General features: G+C 67.2%; 14 protein-coding genes. 5 read left to right on the top strand and 9 right to left on the bottom strand.

The features are described 5' to 3' along the window. Positions 1 to 98: 98 nt before the first annotated feature. The 3 genes from AC3IF3_RS15780 to AC3IF3_RS15770 are packed head-to-tail and all read right to left on the bottom strand — an operon-like array spanning position 99 to position 2,024. Positions 99 to 1,226 (bottom strand): beta-ketoacyl-ACP synthase, encoded by a 1,128-nt coding sequence (locus tag AC3IF3_RS15780; protein ID WP_489229470.1) that lies wholly within the window; start codon positions 1,224 to 1,226, stop codon positions 99 to 101. Next, positions 1,223 to 1,690 carry a 3-hydroxyacyl-ACP dehydratase FabZ family protein gene (locus AC3IF3_RS15775; protein ID WP_489229469.1) on the bottom strand — a complete coding sequence of 156 codons (468 nt, stop codon included), beginning with the start codon at positions 1,688 to 1,690 and terminating at the stop codon, positions 1,223 to 1,225. The genes AC3IF3_RS15780 and AC3IF3_RS15775 overlap by 4 nt, the downstream gene beginning before the upstream one ends. Before the next feature lie 25 nt (positions 1,691 to 1,715). Further along, entirely contained in the window at positions 1,716 to 2,024 is a 309-nt protein-coding gene (locus AC3IF3_RS15770; RefSeq protein ID WP_010683687.1) for an acyl carrier protein, read from the bottom strand. Between the two features lie 302 nt (positions 2,025 to 2,326). Between AC3IF3_RS15770 and AC3IF3_RS15765 the strand changes: the two genes are divergently transcribed. Next, positions 2,327 to 3,460 carry an AI-2E family transporter gene (locus AC3IF3_RS15765; protein ID WP_243966847.1) on the top strand — a complete coding sequence of 378 codons (1,134 nt, stop codon included), beginning with the start codon at positions 2,327 to 2,329 and terminating at the stop codon, positions 3,458 to 3,460. Positions 3,461 to 3,577: 117 nt separating this feature from the next. On the opposite strand, the gene AC3IF3_RS15760 is transcribed toward AC3IF3_RS15765, so the two are convergent. The 5 genes from AC3IF3_RS15760 to AC3IF3_RS15740 form a co-directional block, all read right to left on the bottom strand. Continuing rightward, positions 3,578 to 4,204, bottom strand: a complete 627-nt coding sequence (locus AC3IF3_RS15760) for a class I SAM-dependent methyltransferase (RefSeq protein ID WP_243966846.1) — start codon at positions 4,202 to 4,204, stop codon at positions 3,578 to 3,580. A gap of 514 nt (positions 4,205 to 4,718) precedes the next feature. Then, positions 4,719 to 5,630, bottom strand: coding sequence for a glycosyltransferase family 2 protein (locus tag AC3IF3_RS15755; RefSeq protein ID WP_243966845.1), 912 nt, complete (start codon positions 5,628 to 5,630; stop codon positions 4,719 to 4,721). A 594-nt stretch (positions 5,631 to 6,224) separates the two neighbouring features. Continuing rightward, positions 6,225 to 7,004 (bottom strand): SDR family oxidoreductase, encoded by a 780-nt coding sequence (locus AC3IF3_RS15750; protein ID WP_243966844.1) that lies wholly within the window; start codon positions 7,002 to 7,004, stop codon positions 6,225 to 6,227. Then, complete coding sequence (locus AC3IF3_RS15745) at positions 6,961 to 8,307, bottom strand: FAD-binding protein (protein WP_489229468.1); 1,347 nt, start codon at positions 8,305 to 8,307, stop codon at positions 6,961 to 6,963. The genes AC3IF3_RS15750 and AC3IF3_RS15745 overlap by 44 nt, the downstream gene beginning before the upstream one ends. Positions 8,308 to 8,322: 15 nt before the next feature. Further along, a complete protein-coding gene (locus AC3IF3_RS15740) occupies positions 8,323 to 9,789 on the bottom strand; it encodes a UbiA family prenyltransferase (RefSeq protein WP_489229467.1) in 1,467 nt (488 codons plus the stop codon). 499 nt (positions 9,790 to 10,288) lie between these two features. On the opposite strand from AC3IF3_RS15740, the gene AC3IF3_RS15735 reads away from it, so the two are divergent. After that, complete coding sequence (locus tag AC3IF3_RS15735) at positions 10,289 to 10,675, top strand: hypothetical protein (RefSeq protein WP_489229466.1); 387 nt, start codon at positions 10,289 to 10,291, stop codon at positions 10,673 to 10,675. After that, positions 10,672 to 11,100 (top strand): GtrA family protein, encoded by a 429-nt coding sequence (locus AC3IF3_RS15730; RefSeq protein ID WP_243972360.1) that lies wholly within the window; start codon positions 10,672 to 10,674, stop codon positions 11,098 to 11,100. The genes AC3IF3_RS15735 and AC3IF3_RS15730 overlap by 4 nt, the downstream gene beginning before the upstream one ends. A gap of 169 nt (positions 11,101 to 11,269) precedes the next feature. Here AC3IF3_RS15730 and AC3IF3_RS15725 read toward each other — a convergent pair whose 3' ends face one another. Then, complete coding sequence (locus AC3IF3_RS15725; RefSeq protein ID WP_489217135.1) at positions 11,270 to 12,697, bottom strand: hypothetical protein; 1,428 nt, start codon at positions 12,695 to 12,697, stop codon at positions 11,270 to 11,272. A gap of 835 nt (positions 12,698 to 13,532) precedes the next feature. Between AC3IF3_RS15725 and AC3IF3_RS15720 the strand changes: the two genes are divergently transcribed. Both AC3IF3_RS15720 and AC3IF3_RS15715 read left to right on the top strand, forming a co-directional pair. Beyond that, positions 13,533 to 15,125 carry a TolC family outer membrane protein gene (locus AC3IF3_RS15720; RefSeq protein ID WP_489220353.1) on the top strand — a complete coding sequence of 531 codons (1,593 nt, stop codon included), beginning with the start codon at positions 13,533 to 13,535 and terminating at the stop codon, positions 15,123 to 15,125. A gap of 197 nt (positions 15,126 to 15,322) precedes the next feature. After that, a complete protein-coding gene (locus AC3IF3_RS15715; RefSeq protein ID WP_489229465.1) occupies positions 15,323 to 15,829 on the top strand; it encodes a PopZ family protein in 507 nt (168 codons plus the stop codon). Positions 15,830 to 15,866: the final 37 nt, after the last annotated feature.

Below are 15,866 nucleotides of genomic sequence, written 5' to 3'. Positions count from 1 at the left end.
GTCGCCCGCCCGGGGCCGAAGCGGATTCGGCCCCGCATCGGCATCCAAATGCGATGGTCGGCGGGTGTCATTCGGCACGCCCTGCAGACCGGGACCGGTCAGGCCGGAACGACGCGGAGGACGCCCTCGCCGCGGCGATGCCCGACCGTCGTCACGACGACCTCGCGGGCGCGGCCGGCGGCGACCAGGGCGGCCGCCAGGGCCGCCCCGAAGGGGGCCGCCACTTCGAGCCCGTGCCCGATCACGTCGCCGAGGGCGCACAGGTGCGCCCCGGGGGCGAGCCGCGCCAGGGTGTCCCGCTCCTCCGCGGTGATCGGCACCACCCCGGTCGCGCCGGACAGGACCCGGTCCGGAGCCACGAGTCCCGCCTGCCCCCACAGGGCTTCGAGGCTGCCGGCGACGCTGCCCGGAGCGCGCCGGGTGCGGTCGCTCGCCACCGGGTCGAGCCGGGCGAGCGGCCGGGCGCCGCGGGCGGCGGCGTGGGACTCCGATTCGAGCATCAGGAAAGCCGCGCAGCTGCCGAGGATGAACCCGCCCCGCCCCGCGCGTTCGAAGACCGGCCGGAACGCGTCCCGGGCGAGGTAGCCGCCCATCTCGTGGATCACCAGCACGTCGGGCCGCTCGGCGCTGTACGAACCGCCGACCAGGATCGCGTCGATCTGGCCGGAGGCCACCCGCGCCTGGGCGATCCGCAGGGCGTCGACCCCGGCGGATTCCTCGCCCATGAAGGTGCGCGACGCCCCCGTGACCCCGTGCACGATGGCGATGTTGCCGGCCAGCAGGTTGGAGAGCTGGGCGAGGAACAGGGTCGGGCGCAGGTCGTTCTGCAGCCGCTCGTTCAGGTAGGCGCCCGGATCGGCGGCATCCCGCAGCCCCGTCAGGATCGCCCCGTCGACCGCGTAGTCGCGCTCGCCGCCGCCCGCCGCCACCACGAGGTGGAGCGCCTGCTTGAAGGCGGCGTCGTCCTTCACGCCGGCCGCGTCGAGGGCGAGGCCCGCCGCGTAGACGCCGAGGCGCTGCCACGCCTCCATCTGGCGCTGGTCGCTGCGCTTGGGGATCTGTCCGTCCCAGACGATCGCCGGCGCGGGATGGACCGGGTAGGGCGCGAAGGTCTCGGCGTCGGTGCGGGGGGCGACCCCCGCGTCGAGGGCGACAAGGTGGGCCTCGACGCCCTCGCCCGCGCAGGAGACTAGGCCGAGGCCGGTGACGACGACAAGGCGGCTCACGGCTGCACCCGGTCCGGGAACAGGCCGATCGCCCGGGCGCGGGCGCGCATCGGCGCATCGAGCCCGTCCGGGAACGGCATGGTCCGGAAGCGCAGCTCCGCGTCGCACAGCGCCTTCCCGGCGTGGCTGATGGCGGCCTTGGTCACCGCATAGCCGGAGCCGTCATGCTCCAGATGCGCCGTCACCACGAGATCCGCCCCCGGCCCGACGAAGGACCGGAACCGGGCCTTGTCGACCCCGGTGAGGAACGGCATCCGGGCGAAGTCCAGATGGGCGAGCACGAGATAGCCCGAGGCCTGCGCCATCGTCTCGGTGAGGAGCACCCCGGGCACCAGGGGATGGCCGGGGAAGTGCCCCTCGAAGACCGGGCTCTCCAGGGGCACCCGGGCGAGCGCCTCGATGCGGCCGGCGGCCCGGTCGAGGAGCCGCACGGAATCGATCATCTCGAAATATTCGAGGCGCATGGCGGGGCGGACCGGGCTGCCGGCCTCAGACCTTGGCGGCCTTCTCTGCCACCAGGCCGTCGATGCGCGCGCACAGGTTCTTGAGGACGAAATACTCTTCCGCCGGGACCTTGCCCTCGTTGACCTCCTGGGTCCAGCGCTCCAGGGGCAGCTTGATCCCGAACGCCTTGTCGACCGCGAAGGCGATGTCGAGGAAGGCGAGGCTGTCGATGCCGAGGTCGTCGATGGCGTGACTCTCGGGGGTGATCTTGTCCCGGGGGATGTCGGCGGTCTCGGCTATGATGTCGGCCACGCGCTCGAAGGTGGCGCTGCCGTGGGCGGGCTCGTCGGACATGTCTTCTCGCGGGCTGGTCGGATTCCGGATCGGTCGGGCGGGGCGCCCCCTGGCGCCGGGCAGCCCGGCGCGCGCACCCCGCGCGGTCATCCTACGCGTCTGCGGGCCCCGATACACGGCCCCACTGAATGGCGGCGACCTCTACACGAGGGTATCAGGGGCGGCAACCGCAGCGGTTCCCCGGCGTTTCAGCGCGTGTCCACCATCGCACGCCGCCGCGTGCGAAGACGTGCGTACCGTACGGCGGCGCAGGCCCGAGCGAACGGGCGCGACCGACTGCGCGTCCCCAGGAGATCAGACGGATGCCACCGATCACAAAGCCCCTCGCCCCGCCGGCGCGGATCGAGGCGCCGCCTCCGGCACTCCAGGATGGACCGCCGCACGAGCGCGCCCGCTCGCAGGGCGCGGCCCGCGTGCTGCTGGTCCTGGCGCTCTCCGCCCTCGGCCTCTGGATCCTGCACGGGTTCCTCCCGGCCCTCGCCTGGGCGCTGGTGCTCGCGATCGCCCTGTGGCCGCTCTATGCCCGCCTGGAACACCGGTTCCCGCCGGGCAAGCACAACATCCTCCTGCCGAGCCTGATGACGGTAGCGGTGGCGCTGGTCTTCCTGGCCCCCCTGGCCATCCTGGGCGTTCAGGCGGCCCGGGAGGCCCACGACGTGGCCGATTTCGTCCGCAACGCCGAGGCGAACGGCGTTCCGGCGCCGGAATTTCTCCAGCACCTGCCCTACGGGGCCGCACAGGCGACCGATTGGTGGAACAACAACCTCGGCCACGCCCAGGCCGGCTCGGACCTGCTGCACCGGTTCGAGAACAATTCCGTGATCGGGGCCTCCCGCAATTTCGGGCGCGAGGTGATGCACCGGATCGTGCTGTTCGGTTTCAGCCTCGTGGCCCTGTTCTTCCTGTTCCGCGACTGGCGGACCGTGCGGGACGAGTCGCTCACCGCCTGTCACCGCCTGTTCGGCCCGCGCGGCGAGCGGGTCGCCCGCCAGATGGTCGCCTCGGTCCACGGCACCGTCGACGGCCTGGTCCTGGTCGGCCTCGGAGAAGGGTTCATTCTCGGGATCGTCTACTACTTCGCCGGCGTGCCGCACCCGGTCCTGCTCGGCGCCTTCACCGCCGTGGCGGCCATGATCCCGTTCGGCGCCGCCCTGGCCATCGCCATCGCGGCCATCCTCCTGGTGGCGGCCGGCGCGACGAAGGCCGCCATCGTGGTCGCGGTGGCCGGTCTCGTCGTCACCTTCGCGGCCGACCACTTCGTCCGGCCCGCGCTGATCGGCGGCACCACGAAGCTCCCGTTCCTGTGGGTGCTGCTCGGCATCCTCGGCGGCGTGGAGACCTTCGGGCTGCTCGGACTGTTCCTCGGCCCAGCCGTGATGGCGGCCCTCGTGCTGCTGTGGCGGGAATTCACGGAAGGTCCCGAGGCGACGGCCTGACCCCCCCGGGCAGGCCATCCGGAGGCTGCGCCCCGGCGCCGACCACGGCGCCAATCGGCCGGCGCCTCGTCGGCGCCGGCCCAGACTCTGTCCCGGTGCCCCTATAGGGCGACCGGGTCAGCGTCGGGCAAACGCCCAGACCGTGACGGGGAAGTTCTTCTCGTTATGGAGCGGCTTGTACCAGCCGTATCGCGGCCAACGGCGGAAGTTGGCGCGCACGCAGGCCCGGTTGCCCCAGGAGGCGGTCTTGATGTTCTGCGCCTCGAAGCCGCATTCCTGCAGGAGATAGGACATCCCCGTCTCGGTCCAGCGCGAGCAATCGATCGGGCTGTCGTGCAGCCGGATCAGGAACGGCGTGGTGACGATGAAGGTGCCGCCCGGCTTGAGCATGGAGAAGACGTTCTTCCCCGCGCGCTGCGGCCATTTCAGGTGCTCGAAGACCTGATCGGCGATAATGAGATCGAACGTCCGGTCGAGCCGACCCTCGCAGATATCGAATTCCGGATAATCGGCCGCGGTATAGGACTTGAATTGAAACCTGCGCTTCCATTGCGGACCGGCCGCGATTTCGAGCGTATCGAGCCGATGCGGGGACAGGCTCTCGATGAACGAGAAGCACTCCCGGTACATGACCGTCCGAACCCAATCCGTCGTATCGTAGCCCAGCCTGTTGACGAGCGATCTGACGCGCGACCGCCCCCCCATCAGACCGGAAATCCTGTCGACGACATCCACATCGGCCATTCGATAACTCCGGTCCTCAGCCTATAGAGCGGCCGTTTCATCACCAAATATAGGATTTCGGCACGATGCCAACAAAGATTTTCTCGATCTCAACAGCATGACATTTCCTGCCGATCTGTGCAGGATCTCTACACCGGCCTCCGGCCACCGAGCCGGCGGCTCTTGCTTGACGTCGGCTGAACTAGGGCAAATCAATCCGTTGATTGATGTGCCAACAATATTAAGCCTTACCGATCCGGGAAAGCGCGCTTTTCGGACCATCAACATGATTTAGCGGTCTACTCTTAACGTTAAGATCTCATACATTACACCAATCCCGCCCAGATCACACGACACGGCCCCGACAAGCCCCCGCGCGGCTCCTGCAAATGGCCCCCGGACACTGAGGAAGGAGTCGGAGGACCGGCTTTCGACGCCCGCTCGTCACCGCAGCAAGACCCGGCGTCGCGCAGATCTGGCCCTCTGGAAGACGTTGCTTGCCGCATCGGTTTCATCCAGGCGCTCGCGTTCAGTCCTATAGGACCATGCGTTCGCCCGGTCTCGGTCGATCCAATAGGGCCACCGCCTGCGGATTGATCCGTCCGCGGATCACATCGCACAATCCGAGAATGTTGCCCAACAGCCTGCCTCTCCTGTCGAGATACGGCTCGGGAGAAACACTCCGCGTCACGTTCATCGCCATGTTCCGCAGCATGAGGAACAGCGCATGTCTCTTCTTCATGCTCCCCTTCTGGATCAGATAGATCGGATTGACGATCTGCGAGTATCCGAACTTCTTCCCGGGCGTGCGACCCATCTTGATCCCGAGATGGACGCCCGCGACCGCGGACACATCGACGATCTTCCCGGTTCTGCTGAGCTGGTGCGAGAAGTCGACATCCTCCAGCCAGCCATAGAGCGGCAGATTCTCATCGAACCGGACGCTCCTGGCGTGTTCGAGCCGAATCGCCATGTTGCAGCCGTAGCCGACGATCTTCTCCTGCACGGTCACCGGGCGCGCGGGATCATGCTGCGTCTCCTCCAGCATCCTGTTCGCCTCCGCCACCGGGATGCCGGGACCGATGATCCCGTCCTTGATGATGAAGCCGTTGGCCAGCGCGATATCCGGACGGGCCAGCATGATCGTCTTAATCGCGGCGAGATAGGTCCGATGCACGAAAAAGTCGTCGTCGATGATGAGCAGGATCCCGTCCTCGCCCTTCAACATGTCCAGCATCGCGTTGCGCTGCGAGCAGGATCCCTTCGGGGCCTGGACATGAATCAGGTTCAATGTCGGGTCGTATTCCGGCGTCTGACTCTCTTCATCCTCCGGGGTGCAGAGGATCACTTTGTCGGGACGCAGAACCTGCCGGCTGAGATGCTCGATCGTGCGGCTCAACAACTCCTTCCGACCCGAACTCGGAATGCCGACAACCAGACTCGCCATCTAATTTCTCTCTCTCAGGATTAAGCGATGAGAATATGCAGATCTGAACAGGCATATTGAAACACGATCAATGATCTCCCAGGGCAACCTCCGTCTCGAAAGCACCGATGGCCGGAATTCGTCGTTCCAATGCATGGGCAGCCGTTCCGAGCGGGAGCTGAAATACTCGACGCGGGATAGGAGGTTTTTCTGTCAATCTTCGGCGCTGGCGACCGGAGACGGCTTACGGCAAAGCCCGGATTTATCAAGTCCCGAACCGTGCTGAGGCCTGGTGTCGCCCAAGCCGGCGCGGGCAGCCCGTGCGGTCTCGACTGCGGCCGGGCAGCCCCGCGGCGACGGCCGGACGTTCGACCCGTCTCATCACCCCGCGGTGCGGCAAACCTGCCCCGACTTAAACCGCCGGGGGATCCAATCCGCGTTTCGCGCAAACACAGGGCTTGAAATCACGCTCCGATGCCGACGATGCACGCAATCATAAGTGCGCCGTCGCCACACCATCCACGAACGCTCAGCAGGAAATGGACAGCATCAACGAAAACCACATGGCAACCAATTCGGCGGCGATAGAGATGACGTCTCTAAGAACCCTGTACATTACATGGAGAGCCGCTTGAACACGATTTCCGGCACGTTCCGGATCACCGCCATGATCAGCCGCCAGATCGGCCGGACGTAGATCGTGTCCTTGCCCTTGGTCACGGCCGTGAAGATTGCCTGTCCGACCTCGTCCGGCTGCGCGGTCAGCAGCGGCGGAAGCTTCATCCCAGCGGTCATCGCGGTCGCCACGAAGCCCGGCTTGACCGTCACCACCGTCACGCCCCGGCGGAAGAGGCGGTTGCGCAGTCCGGCCAGGAAGGCGGTGAAGCCGGCCTTGGCCGAGCCGTAGACGTAGTTGGATTGCCGACCCCGGTCGCCCGCGACCGAGCTGATGCCGACGATGCAGCCGCTGCCGCGCATCGCCATCCGCCGGGCCGCGGCCAGGAGGTAGCAGGCCGGCCCGGTGTAATTGGTCGCCATGACGGCGCTCGCGGCGTCGAGATCCGCCTCGCTGCGCGGCTGATCCCCGAGCAGGCCGACGACCATGACGACGGTGTGCGGCAGTTCCGGGAGCGCGTCGAAGAAGCGCTCGGCCTCCCCGTCGGTCACGTCGAACTCGATCGCCTCGGCCGCGACCTTGAAGCGGATCCTGAGATCCGCGAGTTCGTCGGCCAGGCCGTCGGCGCGCCGGGCCGCGAGGATCACCGAGGCGCCGCTCTGGGCGAAGCGCCGGGCGACGGCGCGGCCGATATCCGAGCGCGCGCCGAGGATGAGGACGGACGATGGCGTCACACTAGATCTCCAGGCGATCGGAGAGGGCCGATCGGAAACGCCCATCGAGGCCGTAGCTTCGCCGGACGGCGTCGAAGCGCTCCAGCCGGGGATAACCGGAGCGCAGCATCGGCGCGCGCATCCGCGCGTCCTTGGCGAGGTAGAGCCGGCCGCCGCCCTCGATCACGATGCGGTCCAGCCGCTCAAGGAGCGCGAAGGTGTCGGCATGGGCCGGGAAGTCGAGGGCCAGGGTATAGCCCTCCCGCGGGAAGGAAAGGTAGCCGAACGACTCGCGCCCGAGCCGCTTGAGCACCGCCAGGAAGGAGGCCTGCCCGACGCGGGCGATCTCCGTGAGGAGCGCCGTCAGCCCGTCCCGGCTCGTTTCGAGGGGCAGCACGCACTGATACTGGACGAAGCCGTGGCGCCCGTAGATCCGGTTCCAGTCCTGGATGGCGTCGAGCGGGTAGAAGTACGGATCGATGTCGACGACCTTCCGGCCCGGCGTCTGGAGCCGGTAATAGACCTTGTTGAACAGCGAGACCGAGAGCCGATTGAGGGCGACCGTGGGGAAATCCACCGGGACGCGTTTGCGGCGGGGGGCCGGGCGCGCGAAGGGCGTCGCCCGCTGACCCGGCTCGATGTCCGCGGGCGTGGCGTGCTCCCCGAAGATGATCACTGACCGGCCGAGATCGGCCCCGGAGGCGAGGCAGTCGATCCAGGCGACCGAGTAGGTGCGCGCGGCCCCCGCCTCGAACAGATCGATCGCGGTCGCGAGATCGGGCGCGCGGACCGTCTCCTGCAAGATCTTGGACGAGTGCACCGGGATCAGCCGGAAGGTCACCGTCAGCACGGTGCCGGTCAGCCCCATTCCGCCGCAGGTCGCGGCGAAGAGATCCGCATGTTCCGTCGGGGAGCAGGTCAGGATCGTCCCGTCGCCCAGTGCGAGGCGGACCGAGAGGACGTGATCGCAGAACGAGCCCGCCCCGTGGTGGTTCTTGCCGTGCACGTCCGAGGCGACCATGCCGCCGACGGTCACGAACTTGGTGCCGGGCGTCACCGGCGGGAACCAGCCGCGCGGCGTCAGCACCGCGATGATCTCGCTGAGGAGCGTGCCGGCCTCGCAGGTCAGCACCCCGGTCGCCTCGTCGAAGGCGACGAGCCGGCCCAGGCGGCGCATGTCGAGGGTCAGGCCCGGGCCGAAGCTGGCATCGCCGTAGGAGCGGCCGTTGCCGCGGGCGATGAGCGGCAGGCTCGGGGAACGCGCGGCCGCCGCGGTGGCCGGGTCGCCCGGTGCCGCGACATCGCAGTCGCGGCGCGGGTACCGGCCCCACCCGCTGAGCGGGACGCGCGGGCGGTCAGGTTCTGGCACGTCGGGGGCCTGGGTTCAGATGGAGATGGCCAGCACGGCGGCGACGCAGGCCCCCGTCGCGAGGCTGATGCGATCGGTCAGGGCGTAGACCACCGGATCGCTGTGGAGCTGGTTCCGGTTCGCGAGGAGGAACATGCGGCTGACCCAATAAATGAGCAGGGGGCAGATCAGCCACAGCCGGTTGGGGTGCGTGTAGAGCGCGGCCACCTCCGGGCTCGACATGTACAGCGCGAAAACGAAGACGGAGCCGTAGCCGGCCGCAGCGCCGAGGGGGAACAGGACGCGCAGATCGTCGGCTCCGTAGCTGCGGCCGTTAAGCGTCTGCTTCTCGCCGGGCGCCTCGTTCCGGAGGGTGGCCGTCAGCTCGCTACAGCGCTTCACGATGGCGAGGCTGGTGAAGAGGAAGAGTGAGAACATCAGCAGCCAGGGCGTCTGCGACAGCCCGAGGGCGGCGACGCCGCCGAAGACGCGGATCGCGTAGAGGCCGCCGAGCACCACGATATCGATCATCATCCGGCGCTTGAGATAGAACGAGTAGGCGAGCGTCAGGACGAGGTAGATCAGGAGCGCCAAGCTGAACTTCAGCGGCAGCAGGAACGACACCGCGAAGGCCCCGGCGCCGAGGAGCGCCGCGAGGACGACCCCGTACAGGACCGGCACCGCCCCCGACGCGAAGGGCCGCCGGGATTTGCTCGGGTGGGCACGGTCGGCCGGAAGGTCGAGCAGATCGTTGATCAGATACGCGCTCGACGCCGCCATGCAGAAGCACAGAAAGGCGGTGAGGGACTCGAGGGTGCTCGGCGCATCGAAATGATGACCGGTCACCAGCCCTACGAAGACGAGGGCGTTCTTCGCCCATTGATGCGGGCGGAGCGCGCGGACGATGTCCCGGGGCCGGACCCGCGGCACGGCGACGATGCGGGCCTCCGGGAAGGACTCCATCACCTTGCGGGAGAAACCGCGGCCGTGGGCGACAGCCAGTACATTGCGCGCCGCCCGCCACACCGGAAAGTCCACGGGGGCGTCGCCCACGTAGTCGAACCCTTTCTCGCCGAGTTCCGTCACGAGGCGCTGGGCCTTGGCGGCACCGGCCAGGTTGACGCCCGCCTCGGTCGAGAACACGCCGGCGATGCCGCCGACCCGGTCGGCCAGGGCCTCGACGAGGCGTCCGTCGGAGGCCGAGGCGAGATAGACGCGGCGCCCGGCCGATTGCGCGTCCCGGATCACCGCGATGGTCTCAGCGCGCAGCGGGATCGTCGCGATGCTCGGTTCCGCGCGCTCGGCGAGATGCCGCTTGAGCTCGGCTCTGCCGCGGGTGAACAGCCAGTGCGGCAGCCGCCAAGCCTCGAACGGGAAGCGGGCCAGGAACTGGAGCGCCGACTCGTAGAGCAGGTCGCTCTTGATCAGCGTGCCGTCGACGTCGACGACGAGCGGAACGTCGCCCACGCCCTCGTCACGGATCGCTGCGATCGCGGCGCTCATGCGGGCACTCTCAGCAAGTCGTTTCCAACTGTTAAGCCGGCCGCTCTCTACTATTTTCCTCGGTAATCAGTGGAAAATCGGAGAACCGTACATGGAGAAATACGTGAGCTACCCACGATGAAAATGTCAAGGCTCAGGCGGAAGGCGTCCCACCCAAAGTGCCCTGGCGTGGCGGCGGTAACAACTGAGACGCTGCGAGATCGCCGGGTTGGAGCGTTGGCCCACGAAGTAGATACCGGTTCAGCACCAGGGAAAGTGTCAAATCGAGGACTGGGATCAGTTTCCGATCGTCACGCGACCGGCGACGATTCTGGCAACTCAGCAGTCTCGAAGTCACAATCTATACCGCGGCCCGACCCATTCCGCGTACAGCGGTAACGCTAATTCGTTGCGACACAATTCAATAAAGCGCCACCGAACGCGGGAACGTCCTTGTTGACCTGCGGCATATTCGATAGGGGTCCCGCACGGTTCGGCTTGTATCGAGAGATTCTCGCGGATGGGACGGATTGTGATCACGAGCGGTGCGGGCCTCGTCGGTCAGAACCCGATCCCGTTCGTCCAGGCGGGCGGCTTCACCGCCATCGCGATGGTCGACAAAGCCGCCGCGAACGCCGCAATCCTGAAGGACAGCCACACCGTCATCGACGCCGTCGTGGCCGACATCGCCGTCGATGACGGCCGGCAGGACAGGCTTGCTGGGGTCGGTGCGCTGGTCCGCGCCCAGCCGCTCCGCGAGCGCGGTTTCGCCGCGCCTCTGCCCACCGCGCAGGGGTCGAACGCCCGACTTCCCATCGCCGACATCCCCTTCGCCTGCTCGGAAAACCGTAGGATTTTGCCGAGCGTCCGGCGCGCCAACGCGATGGGCGCGGGGATCTCGGCATGAGCGCAGCGGCTACCCGACAGAGCGACAGGCGGCAACTCGCCAGCTTCGTGGTCACGGGCGGCACCGCGGCCCTGGTCAACCTCGTGAGCCGGTGGCTGCTGAGCTTCGTCGTCGTGTACGAGCTGGCCGTCATCGTGGCCTACCTCATCGGCCTGAACCTGGCTTTCGTCCTGGCACGGCGCTACGTCTTCACATCCACGGGTCACTGGCTCGGCGAATACGGGCGGTTTGCTCTGGTCAATGTCGTCAGCTTCCTGATCGTGCTCGGTGTCAGCAGCAGCTTGGCGCGCGCGCTGTTCCCGATGCTCGGGTTCACTTGGCACGTGGAGGACGTCGCCCACTTCATCGGCGTCGCGAGTCCGATCCTGATCAGCTTTTACCTTCATAAATACTATTCGTTCGGCAAGGTGGCACAGCGAGCCTGACCGTCAGGGCCGCCAGCGGCTCGTCGAGGTCCCGACCGGGATGCCCCGACCGGAGCGTCATCATGGCCGGAACCGGATCGGTCAGGACGTCATCCCGAGCGGGCCCGCCGGCAGCGCTGTTCCCGGGACTTGCCATGCCTCGGCCTCGAGGATCCGGATCGGACGGCCCTCACGTGGCCGGCACGCGCCGCGGCTTTATCCCGGCCGGCACTGCGGACGCGCTCTGTTCGCTCTCACTGACGGCCATCGACATGCCGGCGCAGATAAAGAACAGCAATCCGAGATCGACGAAGGGCGAGCCGATCGACGATAGCACGACCTGGCTGATGCACGCCGAGCGCGTGGCCTTCTGAAAGCTCTTCGTCCGTCCATCGCTGGCAGGCCGTGCGAAGAAGAACAGGAGGACAAAGGCCAGATAGGTGATCGTCCCGATGACCCCGAGGCTTGCGAGGACCGCGAGGGGCCAGCTGGACGTGCGCGTGCTGCCCACGCCAACCCCGAGCCCATGGGTTTCAAAGAGGTTTTGCAGCCCCTGGTAATTCCAGGAGCTTCTCTCGACGCCGGAGTCCGAACTCAGCTTCTCCGAAAATGCGGCTTGGTAGATGTTCTGGCCCGCCGTCCAGACGGCTTCCTGGAGGGCGGCGAACATGACGATGAACACCACGACGAACGGGCCGAGAAATATGAAGATCGTCGCGTTTCTCGTGGAGTTGCGATGAATGACGAGCATGTACAAGCAGGTCAGGTATTCAAAAGCCACGACGATCGCCAGCCCGGCATAGGCAGTGGTGGACGTGGAGGCGATGACCGCGATCAGCGACACTGCGGCCGCGATGCCGGCTCTGCGGGGAAACACCCCTTCGAGCCACAACCGACCCGTGAATGTGAAGAAGAACAGCGACGCCGACCCGTAGGTGGAGGCTTCGGAGAAGGAGCCGACCACTCTCTTGAAGCCGGCCATCTCGACTTCGACGAGCATTGTATAGCCCGCATTCCGGAGGAACGACAACAATTCTCCGGTGCCGGTCAGATAGGTCGCGACGTCGATCAATCCGAACGCGAAGTTCGCGAAGGCACAGACCACCACGGCGGAACAGAGCACCTCGAGATTTCGCGACCCCAATTCGCGAGAACAGGCGTAGAATGCGACATAAGTCAAAAGATCTGAAGCAAAATATAGGCTTTGTGTTATGTTTCCGGTCGTCGGAACCAATGGCACCAGCGCGATCCGCACGCCATCACCGAGGCGCGCGATCGCGTAGACGTTGGTGCTTCCGGCGAACAGTCGCGTGAGCAACACCGCTCCGACCAACGAATACAGCACTGTGATGAGAAGCCAGAAGCCCGGGCGCGGAAAACTGAGGGAGGAGAGGCCGTCCGCGAGCCGATAGGGATTGGAGCCGATCTTCAGCAGGACGAAGAGGAGCATGAGATGTGCCGGCTGCAGGCTCGCTCCGCCCAGGAAGGTGAGGATCGCCGCAGCCGACGCGCCGAGGAGCGTACTGAGGAAGATCATGTAGACCGAAAACCCGGGGCCGCGTCCCAGGCTGATGAGCCCGACGACGAAGGCGATGACCCCGATCAACTCAATCTGCATGATGCTTCAGCTCGAGGACGAGGGCGCTTTGGACCGATAGCCGGCTTCGGGCGGCTGTTCTTGCCTGATCAGGGCCGGCATTCCTGCGAGCGCCGGATGATCGAAATTCCAATCTCGCGGCCCTGATATCGATATCACGGGCGGCGATCAGGTGTGAAGCGATCAATCCCGCGCATCCCTATAGCTATCGAGAACGCCTGGATCTCAGGCTTGCGCGACGATGCGCCCGATCGATTCAGGCGTTCCGCTGGCGGGAGGATGCCCGCACGCGGCGATGCGCGGTGACTGATGCACGCCCCTGCCCCGCCCCGGGCAATCGCGACGCCCGGAGCGATACACGGGTCAACGCAGCGATGGCCACGCCGTCACGGGCACGGTCGAGGCGGCCGCGGGCGCATTCTATAGGGGCGGCGCGGCTGCGGAAGGCGGCCACGGCGCTCCGGGACATTCGCAGCGTCGAGGCGGGTCGCCTGCCCCTGGGACAGCGGATGCTCCGATCGACAAGCCGGTCGGCGCCCATCGGATCCGGGCCTCGGCCGAGCGCATCGGAGCCACACTTCGGACACCCGCACGACCAACAGTCCGCTGGCGGGCGGTGTGTCACCTTAATGCCCCAACCCCCGCACATTCTGACTCCCCCAACCCACCAGCCCGAGCCAAAGCGAGGGATTTGCGCTAAGCGTGACGGTGGGGTGGGCTTGATCGAATTCCAGCGGAACGCCGTACCTTGGCTGTTTGCTTTGCGCGTATTCGGATCGGAAGAGGCCGGAAGGGCTTGTTCATCGTGACACGACGTCCGCCAGCGAGTCGCTCCACATTCCGCACGGTCGGGATGATGGTGTCCGGTCTCGCGATCTCGGCAGCGGCCCCGGCCACCGCCGAGACGCTGGAGAGCGCTCTCGCGAAGGCCTATCAGGGCAATCCAACCTTGAATGCGGGCCGCGCGGGCGTGCGCGCGGTCGACGAGAACGTGGCGATCGCCCAATCCGGGTATCGGCCGCAGGTCAATGTCGGCGCCTCGATCGGGGTGCAATATCTCCAGACCCGCAGCGGCAGCACGGTCGCCGCCGCCGCCGGCGCAGCGTCCACCGGCGCGACGACGGCGAGCACCGGCACGTCCATCGGCGGCACGTCCGGGACCTCGGCGGGCACGACCGGCGTCGGCACGTCGACGGGCACGACCGGCATCGGGACGACCGGCACGTCGACCTCCGGTGTCTCATCGGGGACGAGCGGTTCAACGGGGTCCGGCGGCGGTGTCTCGACGTCCTCGACGGCGACCACGACCCAAGCCGTCACCTCGAGCCGGACGCTCCGAGAGACCTACCTCCCGTCGACGGCGAGCCTCACCGTCACGCAGACGCTCTTCAACGGGTTCCAGACCGACAACCTGACCCGCCGCGCCGAATCGACCGTCTACAGCCAGCGCGAGACCCTGCGCTACACGGAGCTCACGGTCCTCTACAACGCCGTCCAGGCGTATATGAACGTCCTGAGCAACACCGCCACCCTCGAACTCAACCGGAACAACGTCGAGGTCCTGGAGGAGCAGCTCCGGCAGACCCGCGACCGCTTCAATGTGGGCGAGGTGACCCGCACCGACGTCGCCCAGGCCGAGGCCCGGCTCGCCGGCGCGCGCTCGCAGGTCAGCTCCGCCGAATCGGCCCTCCGGACCAGCATCGGCATCTATCGGCAGAACATCGGCGTGGAGCCGCGCCAGCTCGCGCCCGGACGCCCGCTCGACCGGTTCGTGCCGGGCTCGCTGGATTCGGCTATCGCCGTCGGCCTGCGTGAGCATCCGCAGATCGTATCGGCCATTCACTCCGTCGACGCGGCGGAAGCGCAGGTGAAGGTTTATGAGGGCCAGCTGGCCCCGAACCTGAGCCTGCAGGGCTCGCTCAGCCAAGTCTACGACCAGACCGGCCCGAACCAGGCTTACTTCGTCGGTTTCGTCGGCGGCAAGCTGAACATCCCGATCTACGAGGGCGGCCAGACCTACGCTCAGATCCGGCAGGCGAAGGAGCAGGTCGATCAGGCCCGCATCCAGGTGGATCAGGTCCGCGACCAGGTGCGCGCGCAGATCGTCGATTTCTGGGGCCGGCTCGAAGCCGCCAAGGCGCAGGTCATCGCCGCCCAGGCGCAGGTCCAGGCCAACGAGGTGGCGCTGAACGGCGTGCGCGAGGAAGCCCGCGTCGGCCAGCGCACGACCCTCGACGTGCTGAACGCACAGCAGGAGCTCCTGACCTCGCGGGTGAACCTGATCGTCGCCCAGCGCGACCGCGTGATCTACTCCTACGGCGTGGTCCAGGCGATCGGACAGCTCACCGCCCGGTTCACGGCCCTGCCGGTCGAGTACTACAGCGCCAAGGTTCACTACGATCAGGTCAAGGATCTGTGGTTCGGCCTGCGCACACCCGACGGGCGCTGACGCCTTTTCCACGGGGAGTGTGTTGCGGGCGCGCTTGCCGCGGTGAAACGGCCTGGAATACTGATTGAACACCGACCCGTTCGGGTCACATTCCAGTCTCCCATGCCCGAGTGCACCTGCCGATGAGTGCAGCTAGCCCCAAAATCCCGGACTCGAAATTCCAGGACAAGGCTGCCGATAAGGCGCAGGAGCCTTCGATGGAAGAGATCCTGGCCTCGATCCGGAGGATCATCGCCGACGACCAGGCCACCAAGCCGGTCGAGGTCGCCCCCGAGCCGGAGCCGGAGCCGGATGACGTGCTCGACCTCGCCGAGGTCGCCCAGCCGGTGGCGCGTCCCCGCGCCGTCGTGCCGGAACCCGAGCCGCTCGATTTCGACACGATCGACTTCGACGCGCCGGCCTTCGCCGAGCCCGAGCCGGTTCCCGAGCCGCCCGCGCCCCCGCCCCCGCCGGCGGCGGTCCAGGCGCCGCGGCCGGCCGAGCCGGCACCCGAGGCCCTGGTTTCGCCGGCGACCGATGCCAGCGTCGGCAGTGCCTTCAACCTGCTCGCCCACACGGTCCTGACCCAGAATGCCCGGACCCTGGAGGATCTCGTCAAGGAGATGCTCCGGCCGATGCTGAAATCCTGGCTCGACGACAACCTGCCGGCCGTGGTCGAGCGGCTGGTGCGCGCCGAGATCGAGCGGGTCTCGCGCGGCCGCTGAGCCCTGTCCCCGGCGGTGCGGGCGTCGCGCCGCCGCC

It is taken from the genome of Methylobacterium sp. J-118 (assembly GCF_057836565.1).
This window is presented reverse-complemented; position numbering and strand designations above follow the sequence as displayed.